This is a genomic window from Pseudoalteromonas sp. SWYJ118 (assembly GCF_015864505.1).
GTDB lineage: Bacteria > Pseudomonadota > Gammaproteobacteria > Enterobacterales > Alteromonadaceae > Pseudoalteromonas > Pseudoalteromonas arctica.
In genome coordinates, this window is the sequence record NZ_JADYXC010000001.1 from 464,425 (window position 1) to 476,184 (window position 11,760).

11 protein-coding genes are annotated in these 11,760 nt (G+C 40.9%); 9 read left to right on the forward strand and 2 right to left on the reverse strand.

The window, feature by feature from the left end; genetic code table 11:
• Positions 1-7: 7 nt before the first annotated feature.
• Positions 8-409 (reverse strand): flagellar export chaperone FliS, encoded by a 402-nt coding sequence (fliS, locus tag I6F48_RS02160; RefSeq protein ID WP_101162758.1) that lies wholly within the window; start codon positions 407-409, stop codon positions 8-10.
• 444 nt (positions 410-853) lie between these two features.
• Between fliS and I6F48_RS02165 the strand changes: the two genes are divergently transcribed.
• Positions 854-2,290 carry a sigma-54 dependent transcriptional regulator gene (locus I6F48_RS02165; protein ID WP_165728693.1) on the forward strand — a complete coding sequence of 479 codons (1,437 nt, stop codon included), beginning with the start codon at positions 854-856 and terminating at the stop codon, positions 2,288-2,290.
• Positions 2,291-2,575: 285 nt separating this feature from the next.
• Here I6F48_RS02165 and I6F48_RS02170 read toward each other — a convergent pair whose 3' ends face one another.
• The gene (locus tag I6F48_RS02170) at positions 2,576-3,172 is read right to left on the reverse strand and encodes a DNA-3-methyladenine glycosylase I (protein WP_165740417.1); all 597 of its coding nucleotides are present in this window, start codon (positions 3,170-3,172) and stop codon (positions 2,576-2,578) included.
• A 132-nt stretch (positions 3,173-3,304) separates the two neighbouring features.
• Here I6F48_RS02170 and I6F48_RS02175 point away from each other — a divergent pair, with 132 nt between their 5' ends.
• From I6F48_RS02175 to fliJ, 8 genes are all read left to right on the forward strand, one after another.
• Positions 3,305-4,417 carry a sensor histidine kinase gene (locus I6F48_RS02175; RefSeq protein ID WP_007581877.1) on the forward strand — a complete coding sequence of 371 codons (1,113 nt, stop codon included), beginning with the start codon at positions 3,305-3,307 and terminating at the stop codon, positions 4,415-4,417.
• Complete coding sequence (locus I6F48_RS02180; RefSeq protein ID WP_165740418.1) at positions 4,414-5,880, forward strand: sigma-54-dependent transcriptional regulator; 1,467 nt, start codon at positions 4,414-4,416, stop codon at positions 5,878-5,880. Before I6F48_RS02175 ends, I6F48_RS02180 begins: the two co-directional genes overlap by 4 nt.
• A gap of 156 nt (positions 5,881-6,036) precedes the next feature.
• A complete protein-coding gene (gene fliE / locus I6F48_RS02185; protein WP_007581879.1) occupies positions 6,037-6,369 on the forward strand; it encodes a flagellar hook-basal body complex protein FliE in 333 nt (110 codons plus the stop codon).
• A gap of 20 nt (positions 6,370-6,389) precedes the next feature.
• The gene (gene fliF / locus I6F48_RS02190) at positions 6,390-8,105 is read left to right on the forward strand and encodes a flagellar basal-body MS-ring/collar protein FliF (protein ID WP_007581880.1); all 1,716 of its coding nucleotides are present in this window, start codon (positions 6,390-6,392) and stop codon (positions 8,103-8,105) included.
• Positions 8,098-9,138: a flagellar motor switch protein FliG gene (fliG, locus tag I6F48_RS02195; RefSeq protein ID WP_007581881.1), complete on the forward strand. Its 1,041-nt coding sequence runs from the start codon at positions 8,098-8,100 to the stop codon at positions 9,136-9,138. The genes fliF and fliG overlap by 8 nt, the downstream gene beginning before the upstream one ends.
• Positions 9,139-9,141: 3 nt before the next feature.
• Positions 9,142-9,948: a flagellar assembly protein FliH gene (gene fliH, locus I6F48_RS02200; protein WP_197118700.1), complete on the forward strand. Its 807-nt coding sequence runs from the start codon at positions 9,142-9,144 to the stop codon at positions 9,946-9,948.
• Positions 9,949-9,966: 18 nt separating this feature from the next.
• Positions 9,967-11,301, forward strand: a complete 1,335-nt coding sequence (gene fliI, locus I6F48_RS02205) for a flagellar protein export ATPase FliI (protein WP_002959338.1) — start codon at positions 9,967-9,969, stop codon at positions 11,299-11,301.
• Positions 11,301-11,747 (forward strand): flagellar export protein FliJ, encoded by a 447-nt coding sequence (gene fliJ, locus I6F48_RS02210; protein WP_197118701.1) that lies wholly within the window; start codon positions 11,301-11,303, stop codon positions 11,745-11,747. The genes fliI and fliJ overlap by 1 nt, the downstream gene beginning before the upstream one ends.
• Positions 11,748-11,760 lie beyond the last annotated feature (13 nt).

Sequence of the window (11,760 nt, forward strand, 5' to 3'; positions counted from 1 at the left end):
ATTAAAATTAAACCGCAGGGTTGCGTTGATCTAGTGGGATATTATCCCAACCTTCTTTAATTTCTTTAACTATACTTGATACTTCAGTAATTGCTTCAATATCGTTATGTAGGTTAGCTTGCGTTAAGCGACGTTGGCAGTAATCGTAAAGTGCCAATAAATTGTTAGAAATACTAGGGTCTTGTTCTACTTCTAAATTAAGTGCATCTTGCAGTGCACCAAATAACAAAATACATGCTGAAATATTTTCACCTTTTTTTGCTATTTCTTTGCGCTCAATAAAGCCCTTTGTTGCAGCTAAACGACCAATAATATTACTGAATATAAGGTTTATTTGTTCGTAAGGTGCCATTTCGGCAATGCTGCTAGCACGAACTTGACTGTATTTTTTTACTGAGACATGAGCCATGGGAAAATCCTAAAATTTAAAACGATAAAATTATGTGAAAGCTAATATAAAAACTTATATAAAAATCTAATAAAGCTTTTATACTTTTATAAAAACAAAGCAATATTAATGCCAAGCATTTTCACTTATCTATATATCGGCATTTGTAACTTCAACTTAAATTTATAATTGAGTTTATTTACTAACAATAGCATTTTTATTGCCGAGTAAATTAATTTTTAGGGCTAAGTTACAGTTAAGTAATAGCTAGGTAATGGCTAAGTAATAACTAAGTTAAAACTATAACCCATACTTAATGATTAACCATTAAGTATGATTGACTTAACTAACCCGTCTGTTTTTTGGCGTTTATGTCAAAAAACTGCCGCTATCACTTGCATCCATGCTGAACTGGCTTACAATTTAACTAATTATACAAATTAGTGAAAGTACGGCTCGCTAAATATGATCTTGATTTTAGATAATAATAACAACCGCGCAATAGGATTAAATGCTTCACTTGGCTTTATTGGTGAAGCTGCTGAACTATTAAGCGAAGACTGCTTTGAACAAGAATGCAAAAAATATCAGCAGCAAGAATGCATGATTATTTTAGGAGCGTTGCAATCACTTGACCACGAAAGCTTAATTAAACGCTATCCAACATTACCGTTTTTATTAATTGGCGAAACGCTAAAACCACTATTAAGTATAGCTAATGTGGTGGGGCTTATTTGCGAGCCATTTAATCACGAAGTGACAACTCAGTTACTTCACGATTGCCAGCAGTATCAGCGTATGCTGCCAAACGAGCATAAGCATACTAAACCACATAAAATTTTTGATGGACTTGTTGGTGAAACAGAGGCCGTAAAAGATGTTCGCTTTTTAATTGAACAAGTGGCAAAAACCGACGCTAATGTTTTAATTTTAGGCGAATCAGGCACAGGCAAAGAAGTGGTTGCCCGTAATGTACACTTGCTTTCAAAGCGTATTAATGGACCGTTTGTACCAGTTAACTGTGGTGCTATACCGGCTGAGCTGCTCGAAAGTGAACTATTTGGCCACGAAAAAGGCGCGTTCACTGGTGCTATATCGGCTCGTAAAGGGCGGTTTGAACTAGCTCAAGGTGGAACGCTATTTTTAGATGAAATAGGCGATATGCCACTGCAAATGCAAGTTAAGTTGCTGCGAGTATTGCAAGAACGCAGCTACGAGCGTGTTGGTGGTACAAAGGCCATTCAGGCTGATGTACGCGTTATTGCGGCCACGCATCGTAATCTTGAAACAATGATTGAAGAGGGCAGTTTTAGGGAAGATTTATATTACCGCTTAAATGTATTTCCTATCGAAAACCCATCGCTGAGTGAACGTGCTGATGATATACCGCTGCTTTTAAAGGAGTTAATGCGCCGAGTTAACGACCAAACAGGTTCTACCGCTAAGTTTACCGAGCGCGCAGTTGAGAGCTTAAAAGAACATGCTTGGCCTGGTAATATTCGTGAGCTTGCTAACTTAGTGGAACGAATGGTTATTATGTTTCCTGAGAAAGTGGTTGATATTCCCGATTTACCTAATAAATATCGTTACATTGAAGTTGAAGCCTACGAGCCTGAATACCCTGAAGAGTTAATGGAAAAAGACGCCTTTAACGATATATTTAGCACCGGTTTTAGCGATTACGAAACTGAGCCAGATGCTGAGTTTAGCCAAACGGGTAGTGGGCTGTTGCCTGATGATGGCATTGAACTTAAAGATTATTTAGCCGAGCTCGAAATAAGCTTAATAACCCAAGCGTTAGAGCGCTATGATTACGTTGTGGCTCGCGCTGCAGAGATATTGGGTGTTCGCAGAACCACACTCGTTGAGAAAATGAAAAAGTATAATCTTTCAAGAGATTAAGGTTTAAAAGCAGCTGTCAGTGTTTAGTTATAAATTGGCCAAACACAGTAGATAAATAACCCCTCGTTTTGTAGGTGCGGTTTTATACCGCACTTTACTTAAAAAATATTAGCAAGAGCGCGAAGTAAATTCGCACCTACACGGTTTTTACTTTTGTTGTAGACGCTAGACTGCTCGCGTGAAAAACGAGGATAAATGAGAAACCATAGCCAACTTACGCGTTACTTCTCTATAGCGCAGCGTCTCTTAACCTCTTTGTGAACAAATTACTTTTATGGCTTTTAATCACTTACTACTAAAAGCCTCAATAATTTCTTCTTTTCTAAAACAATCATTACTGTGATCGTTAACCATACCGCAGGCCTGCATATGGGCATAAACCGTGGTTGGTCCTAAAAACTTAAAACCCCGTTTTTTTAAATCTTTCGCAAATGCAGTTGATGCCTCTGTAATTGCTGGGTAGTCCTCAACGTTATTTAAATTACTTATAATCGGTTTATTACCCACAAACTGCCATTGGTAGTTACTAAAACTTCCAAATTCTTTTTGTATTTCTATAAAGCGTTTAGCGTTGTTAACAGTTGCCGCAATTTTTAAGCGATTGCGCACAATACCCTCATTAAGCATTAGTCTCTCAATGTCATCCTGTGTGAATTGGGCTACTTTTTTTACATCAAAATTAGCAAATGCTTTTTTGTAACCGCTGCGCTTTTTTAAAATTGTGTACCAGCTTAAGCCGGCTTGCGCGGATTCAAGAGTGATAAATTCAAACAGCTTTGTATCATCATAAAGGGGGACGCCCCATTCTTCATCATGGTAAATAACGTAGTCGGGTTTAGTGGTGTCGAGCCACGGGCAACGGCACTTTATTTGCTCACTCATTATTATTCCTTTTTGCGTGCGTCATTTTTATGTCGCTCAAATTATTGATGTAACTTAATGATAAGTATGTAAATAAATTTTGGTATAAATCGTGCATTTAGACATGTATCTACATCAATTCGAGATTTGATTATGGCCCTTGCTAGCGTGCTAAAACCACAGTTTTTTTCTGCAAATCAGTATAACCCATGTTTACTTCAAGAGGAGTACATTGGTGAATTAAGCGATCTGCGCAAGCAAGCAAGTTGGCTTTCGCATTTGGTTGATACCATGCCAGCAGGCGTGGTTGTACTTGATGGCAAAGGGTTGATTGCAAAAGCGAATCAAATAGCGATTGATATGCTTGGCGAGCCACTTGAAGGCGAACGCTGGTTTAATGTTATTCAGCGCTCTTTTAGGCCACATCAAGATGATGGTCACGAAGTGTCTTTAAAAGACGGGCGCCTAATAAAACTTGATATTACTGCTTTAGCACCAGAGCCTGGGCAACTTATTTTAATGACGGATTTAACCGAAACTCGCCGTTTACAAAAACGTGTTGCACATATGCAGCGATTAAGCGCGCTGGGTAAAATGGTTGCGTCACTGGCGCATCAAGTCCGTACGCCGCTCTCAGCCGCTATGCTGTACGCTGCTAATTTAGGGTCTAAGCGCTTACCCGAAGCATCTCGCGATAACTTTCAAACAAAGTTAATGTCGCGTTTAAAAGATTTAGAAACTCAAGTAAACGACATGCTGTTATTTGCTAAAAGTGGCGATCAGCAAGTTGTTGAGCAAGTTTCAATGCAGCAGCTTTTAACAGAAGTTAAAGCGGGCGCTGATGCGATGGTCGCACTTAATGAAAGTGAGCTGGATGTAAGCTTACCAGAGCCAGATATACAAATAGTCGGTAATAAAACGGCATTGGCCAGTGCTATTCAAAATCTTGTGCACAATAGTATTCAAGTTATTGGCGGCGGTGCAAAAGTAAAAATTAGCGCACAAAGAGATTTAAAAGATTTAGATATGGTTCGTATTAGTGTGAGCGACAATGGCCCAGGTGTTGATTTAAGCCAAAGCGATAAAATTTTTGAACCATTTTTTACTACAAAAAGTCAGGGCACAGGTTTAGGACTTGCTGTAGTGAGTTCGGTGGCTAGTGCGCACCAAGGCCGTGTTGATGTGACCAATAATACGCAGGGTGGTGCCTGCTTTAGCTTGTTACTGCCTATTAAGGCAACATCTAAATTAGAGGGATCATTATGAGTAACACTATTTTAGTTGTCGAAGATGACGCTGGGCTTCGTGAAGCCTTAATAGATACCCTTGAAATATCGGGTATTGAATGTGTTGCAGCTAACAGTGCTGAGCAAGCAATGTTACTGCTTAAAAAAGATCAATTTTCGCTTGTTGTAAGCGACGTGCAAATGGGCGCAATGAGTGGCCTTGATTTACTACGCAGTATTAAATTAAACCACCCTGATTTACCTGTATTGATGATGACGGCGTACGCCACAATTGACGATGCGGTAGAAGCCATGCGCCTAGGTGCAATTGACTACATGGCTAAACCATTTGCACCTGAAGTGCTGTTAAATATGGTGAGTCGTTATTTGCCTGAAAAAGCAAAAGAAACCGACGGCCCCATTGTTGCCGACCCAACTAGTATTCAATTATTGGAGCTTGCAAGTAAAGTAGCACGCTCTGATGCAAGTGTAATGGTACTTGGCCCAAGTGGTTCAGGTAAGGAAGTACTCGCTCGTTATATTCATGATAAGTCGAGCCGATGTAATGAGCCATTTGTGGCGATTAACTGCGCGGCTATTCCTGAAAATATGCTCGAAGCCACTTTATTTGGTTATGAAAAAGGGGCTTTTACGGGGGCGATTCAAGCATGTCCGGGTAAGTTTGAGCAAGCACAGGGCGGGACTATTTTACTTGATGAAATTACTGAGATGGACTTAGGGCTACAAGCAAAGCTGTTACGCGTACTGCAAGAACGTGAAGTAGAGCGTTTAGGGGGTCGTAAAACAATCCAGCTCGATGTACGTATTTTGGCAACCAGTAATCGTGATTTAAAAGAAGCCGTGTCTGAAAATCAGTTTAGAGAAGATTTATATTACAGGCTTAATGTTTTTCCACTAATGTGGCGACCGTTGTGCCAACGCCCTGGCGATATTATTGTATTGGCTAAGCATTTAATTGAGCGCCATATAAGTAAAAGCAAAGAGCCCATGGCATATTTAGATAAAGCTGCTGAGCAAAAGTTATTGGCTCATGCGTGGCCTGGCAATGTGCGCGAACTTGATAACGTTATACAGCGTGCACTTATATTGCGAAGTGGCGATACAATAAACGAGCATGCTATTTTTATCGAAAACTTAGTATCTAATAACTTTGTTATGGAGCCATCATTGGCACCAGCGCAAACAGTATCGCCAACAGAATTAGCTCACGCAGATAAAGGCGTTGATAAAAGCACGCTAAGCTCTGCATATTATGATGAAAAATCGCATGCAGAGGATGAGCCTAAGCAAGGTTTACTAGCGGCAGATACCGGTAGCTATAAAGATGAGCTTAAAGACAAAGAGCATCGCATTATTTTAGAAACCCTTGCACGTTGCCAAGGCAAGCGTAAAGACGTTGCCGAAACGTTGGGCATAAGCCCACGAACTTTACGTTATAAACTAGCGCAAATGCGCGATTTAGGTATTTCACTTCCTGCATAACCTCCTATAAACCCTAAGTTTGCGCTACGAACTTAGGGTTGTCAAAACTCTGACTAACACAAATTAAAGTTAACCTATTGTATTTTAATGATTAATTATTTGGCATGCTTTGTGCTTTATTACTTGTAAGAGTTCACTGCGTGTCAGAGATAAATTATGAAAATTCAAAACAGTGCTGTATTTCAAGAAATGCAATCAATGGCTTTAGAAGCCGGCCGTAATAATCAAATAAATAAATTGCCGACTCAAGTTCAACCTACTTCTACTTCCCAGTTTGGCGACATGCTAAGTGATGCACTAAATTCAGTGCATGGATTACAACAAGATGCCGCTCAAAAAGTAACAGCAGTTGAGATGGGTGATCGAAGTGTATCGCTTGCTGAGGCGATGATTGCTTCTCAAAAATCGTCAGTTGCTTTTGAGGCTACAGTACAGGTTCGTAATAAACTTGTTGAAGCTTATAAAGAAATCATGAACATGCCTGTTTAATTAGGTAGTGGAGAATTATTGTGGCGCAATCTAACCAATCTACAGACCTAGCACTTGCTGGTGGCGGTATTGACCAAAGTGGTGGTGATGATCAACAAGAACAAAAGTCAGGCTACTTAAGTGCTTTAAATGGTGTTGATGTATTGCGCCAAGTAACATTGGTTATAGCATTGGCTATTTGTTTAGCTATCGCGATTTTTATTATTATTTGGGCTCGTCAGCCAGATATGCGCCCGTTAGGCAAAATGCAAACTGAAGAGCTTATTCAAACGCTCGACTTTTTAGATGCGCAACAAATTGAATATCAACTAGATGGTAATGTTGTATCGGTTGATGAAAGCGAATACCAAAATATTAAATTGTTAATGACCCGCGAAGGGTTAGAGCAAGGGCCAGCGTCGGGCTCTGATATAATTATGCAAGATATGGGCTTTGGTGTAAGCCAACGCTTAGAGCGCGAACGCCTAAAACATGGCCGCGAGCAACAACTTGCCCGCACCATTGAAGAACTTAACAACATTACTCGCGCCAAAGTATTGTTAGCTATTCCTAAAGAAAACGTATTTGCGCGTAGAGAGAAAAAACCATCAGCAACTGTTGTATTAACGCTTAAGCGTGGTCGCTCACTCGACCGTGAAGAAGTAGACTCTGTTGTTGATATGATTGCCTCGGCAGTACAGGGTTTAGAGCCTATGCGAGTTACTGTTACCGATCAAAATGGTCGATTACTAAATTCAGGTTCGCAAAGCTCATTAGCAGCACGCTCTCGTAAAGAATACGATTTAGAACGTAAGCGCGAACAAGAGTACCTTGAAAAAATAGACAGTATTTTAATACCGGTTGTTGGACTTGCAAACTATACCGCTCAAGTTGATTTGAGTATGGACTTTAGCTCGATTGAGGAAACTCAAAAGCGTTATAACCCAGACCTACCAGCGGTTAGAAGCGAAACCACATTTGAAGAAAATAACATTGGCGGCCTAGCTGTTGGTATTCCAGGTGCGCTTACAAATCAGCCACCGTTAAACTCGAACATTCCTGAGGTTGCGGGGCAAGGTGGTGCAGGCACAGCTACATCACCAACACGCAGCCACAAAGAAGCAACGCGTAATTATGAACTCGACACTACAATTTCTCATAAGCGCCAGCAAAGTGGTGTAATACGTAGAATAAGCGTATCAGTTGCTGTTGACTACATTGCTAAAGTGGGAGAAAACGGTGAAACAACCATGACTCCACGTTCGGTAGAGGCATTGTCAAATATTCGTCGCTTACTACAAGGTGGTGTAGGTTTTGATATGCAACGTGGTGATGCACTTGAAGTCGTAACAGTGCCGTTTGTACGTGAAGAAACAAATTTAGCAATAGAAGTGCCACTGTGGGAACAAGACTGGTTTATGAAAATAGCCCGCCTTGTATTAGGCGCCTTAGTTATCATTGTATTGATAATGGCAGTAGTAAAACCAATGCTTAAACGCTTAATTTACCCAGACGATACACTAGAAGAATACGACGAAGATGCATTAAGTTCAGGCGTAGATATTGGCGACAATACACTTGATATGCTAAATAAAGACTTTGATTCTGCTTCGGTTGGTTTCTCAAGTGATGGTACACTGCAGTTACCGGATTTACATGGCGACGAAGATTTACTTAAAGCAATTCGTGCCCTTGTAGCTAACGAACCAGAACTATCATCACAAGTAGTCAAAGCGTGGTTAACAGAAGATGACTGATCAAGAACAAAAACAACTCCCGCCAGCCTTTGATGTTGATAAGCTAGATGGGGTAGATAAAGCCGCTATATTACTTTTGAGTTTATCAGAAGAAGATGCCGCGCAAATCCTTAAACACTTAGAACCTAAACAGGTACAAAAAGTGGGTATGGCTATGGCTGGGTTACAGGACTTATCACAAGCTAAGATTAGCGCTGTACACAACTTGTTTATAGAACAAATTCAAAGCTTTAGTACCATTGGTTTTCAGTCAGAAGACTTTATTAAAAAAGCGCTTACTGCAGCACTTGGTGAAGACAAAGCCGCTAGCCTTATTGACCAAATTGTTATGGGCTCAGGCGCTAAAGGCTTGGATTCATTAAAATGGATGGACTCTAAGCAGGTAGCAAACATTATTCGTAATGAGCATCCACAAATTCAAACCATTGTATTATCGTACTTAGAGCCAGAGCAGTCTGCTGAGATTATTGCTCAGTTCCCTGAAAAAGTGCGCTTAGATTTAACCATGCGTATTGCAAACCTTGAAGAAGTTCAGCCGGCAGCACTGCAAGAGCTAAACGAAATTATGGAAAAACAATTTGCCGGCCAAGCAGGTGCACAAGCCGCTAAAATGGGTGGCTTAAAAGCAGCTGCAGATATTATGAACTACCTAGATACCAACGTAGAAGGGCAGTTAATGGACTCTATTCGTGAACATGACGAAGAGATGTCGCAGCAGATTCAAGATCTTATGTTTGTGTTTGAAAACTTAATGGATGTTGAAGACCGTGGTATTCAAGCAATCCTACGAGAAGTACAACAAGACGTATTAATGAAAGCAATTAAGGGCACCGACGATGCGCTTAAAGACAAAATACTGGGCAATATGTCTAAGCGTGCAGCCGAAATGCTTGCTGATGATTTAGAAGCTATGGCACCGGTACGTATAAGCGAAGTAGAAGCGGCGCAAAAAGAGATTTTATCAACAGCGCGTCGTTTATCTGACTCAGGTGAAATTCAGCTCGGCGGCGGCGGTGGCGAGGAGTTCCTGTAAACCATGAGCAAACTCAAAGGACGCACACTTCGGGCTGATGAAGCAGATGAATTATTAAAAAACTGGGCTATTCCAGATGTAGCACCAGATGAGAGCAGCTTTGGTAATCGCTCTACAGCTTATGGCACTCCACTTAGTGAGCTTTATAAAAAAGAATTAGCTGAAGAAATGCCGGTTGATGAGCCGCAAGAACCAGAACTTCCTGCGCTTACCATGGTTGAGCTTGAACGCATTAGACAAGACGCGTACGAAGAAGGCCTTAAGCAAGGTCATGAGCAAGGCTACATAGACGGTTTTGAAAAAGGCGTTGGCGAAGGTAAAGAAGCTGGCTACAAAGAAGGCTTAGAACAAGGTAAAACACAAGGCCTTGAAGATGTAAAACCATTAATTGAAGAGCAGTTAACAAGTTTAAAAGCCATTTTAGAGGGGCTAACTGCACCGCTAGATAAAGTGGACGAACAAGCTGAAAAGCAATTAGTACAACTTGCTAGCATGTTAGCCGAGGCTGTTATTTATCAAGAGGTAAAAACATCGCCTGATGTGATTTTACACACGTTAAAGCAAAGTATTGATTCACTTAATGCGGAGCAAGAAAAAGTACGAATCCATTTAAACCCCGAAGACTTAGAACTCATAAAAGAGAGCTACGGCGAACAAACCATTATTGATAATAACTGGCAATTAATGGCAGAACCGACACTTGATCGCGGTGGCTGTGAAGTTAAAACAGCGCAATCGTCACTTGATATGACTCTTAAAACACGTGTCAAAGAAACGTTGGATAGTTTTTTGCATAATAGTGGTATCTAACTACTTTATTGGCGTGTTATGTCAACTCAACGTGCACCTTTAAGCGAACGCTTATCTCAATATCAACAACATATTAAAACCCCAGCGCCTGCTGTGGCAGGTATTTTAACGCGTGTTGTTGGCCTTACCCTTGAGGCTAGAGGTTTACGTGCGCCCGTTGGTAGCCAATGTAAAATAGAAACCATGAACGGCTTTGTAGATGCCGAAATAGTCGGTTTTAACGATCAAACTTTGTACTTAATGCCTAACGACCACATCTCTGGTGTATTACCTGGTGCGCGTGTTATTCCCCAAGTTAATAATTTAGGTTTGCCTGTAGGCATGAGCTTATTGGGGCGCGTGGTGGATGGCTTAGGTCGACCGCTAGATGGTTTGGGTAAAATAAATGCTGAGCATCATTTAAAGTTTGCGCAAAACACTATAAACCCGCTTTCAAGAAGACCAATCACTAAGCCTATGGACGTAGGTGTGCGTGCTATTAACTCGGTAATTACAGTAGGGCAAGGCCAGCGTATGGGTTTGTTTGCAGGCTCTGGTGTGGGTAAATCTGTATTACTGGGTATGATGACCCGTGGTAGCGAAGCCGATGTGATTGTTGTTGGCCTAGTAGGTGAGCGTGGCCGCGAAGTAAAAGAATTTATTGAAGAAATACTCGGTGTAGAAGGGCGTAAACGTTCAGTTGTTGTCGCAGCGCCAGCTGATTCATCACCGCTTATGCGCTTAAAAGGCTGTGAGAGCGCAGTAACTATTGCTGAGTATTTTAGAGATCAGGGCTTAAACGTACTATTGTTACTTGATTCGGTAACGCGTTACGCAATGGCGCAACGTGAAATTGCACTTGCTGTAGGCGAGCCGCCCGCTACAAAAGGTTACCCGCCTTCGGTGTTTGCTAAATTACCTGCGCTGGTGGAGCGTGCTGGTAATGGTGGTGAAGGGCAAGGCTCAATAACGGCTTTTTTTACGGTGTTAAGTGAAGGCGATGATATGCAAGACCCGATTGCTGATGCCGCGCGAGCGATATTAGATGGCCACATTGTACTATCGCGTGATTTAGCTGACAGCGGACACTATCCCGCTATAGATATAGAAAAGTCGATTTCGCGTGTTATGCCTCAAGTTGTTTCTGAGCCGCATATGCAACAAGCCCGAGTGCTTAAGCAAGTGTATTCAATGTATCAACAAAACAAAGATATGATTACGTTAGGCGCTTATCAAAAAGGGACCGATCAAATGCTCGACCAAGCCATAAACATGATGCCAAGAGTAAATGCATTTTTACAACAAGGTATGCGAGATGTCATTAGTTACGATGATGGTCTGCAAGGTCTTGCTCAGTTACTAGGACAAGCATAATGGCTAAAAACAAACTCGATTTATTGCTCAAAATTGAAAATGATAAAGAAGAAAATTTGCGCATGAGTTACTTACAAGCTAATCAAAACTTGCAATCGAATCAACAAAAGCTACAAGGTTTAAATAATTTTAGACTTGAATACTCTCAGCAGTTACACCTAAAAGGTAAGTCGGGTTTATCCAGCGCCGGGTTTGGGCAGTACCATGCCTTTATAGCTAAAATTGAAGAAGCAATTCGTCAACAAGCAAGTACCGTAAATACGGCTAAACAAGTTGTTACTCAACGTAAAACGCTGTGGCTTAAGCAGCAAATTAAAGCTAAAGCAGTCGCCAAATTAATCGAAAATCAAAAGATCAAAGCAAATGTGTTAATGGCAAAAAATGAGCAAAAAATGTTAGATGAATTTTCTGCTAATCAGTTTTTTCAACGCCGTAAAGCTTTGTAATTCAGGCACGTTA

Excerpts from the sequence above, each read along its gene's own strand:
- fliS (WP_101162758.1), bottom strand. The coding sequence starts at position 409 with ATGGCTCATGTCTCAGTAAAAAAATACAGTCAAGTTCGTGCTAGCAGC.
- I6F48_RS02165 (WP_165728693.1), top strand. The coding sequence starts at position 854 with ATGATCTTGATTTTAGATAATAATAACAACCGCGCAATAGGATTAAAT.
- I6F48_RS02170 (WP_165740417.1), bottom strand. The coding sequence starts at position 3,172 with ATGAGTGAGCAAATAAAGTGCCGTTGCCCGTGGCTCGACACCACTAAA.
- I6F48_RS02175 (WP_007581877.1), top strand. The coding sequence starts at position 3,305 with ATGGCCCTTGCTAGCGTGCTAAAACCACAGTTTTTTTCTGCAAATCAG.
- I6F48_RS02180 (WP_165740418.1), top strand. The coding sequence starts at position 4,414 with ATGAGTAACACTATTTTAGTTGTCGAAGATGACGCTGGGCTTCGTGAA.
- fliE (WP_007581879.1), top strand. The coding sequence starts at position 6,037 with ATGAAAATTCAAAACAGTGCTGTATTTCAAGAAATGCAATCAATGGCT.
- fliG (WP_007581881.1), top strand. The coding sequence starts at position 8,098 with ATGACTGATCAAGAACAAAAACAACTCCCGCCAGCCTTTGATGTTGAT.
- fliH (WP_197118700.1), top strand. The coding sequence starts at position 9,142 with ATGAGCAAACTCAAAGGACGCACACTTCGGGCTGATGAAGCAGATGAA.
- fliI (WP_002959338.1), top strand. The coding sequence starts at position 9,967 with ATGTCAACTCAACGTGCACCTTTAAGCGAACGCTTATCTCAATATCAA.
- fliJ (WP_197118701.1), top strand. The coding sequence starts at position 11,301 with ATGGCTAAAAACAAACTCGATTTATTGCTCAAAATTGAAAATGATAAA.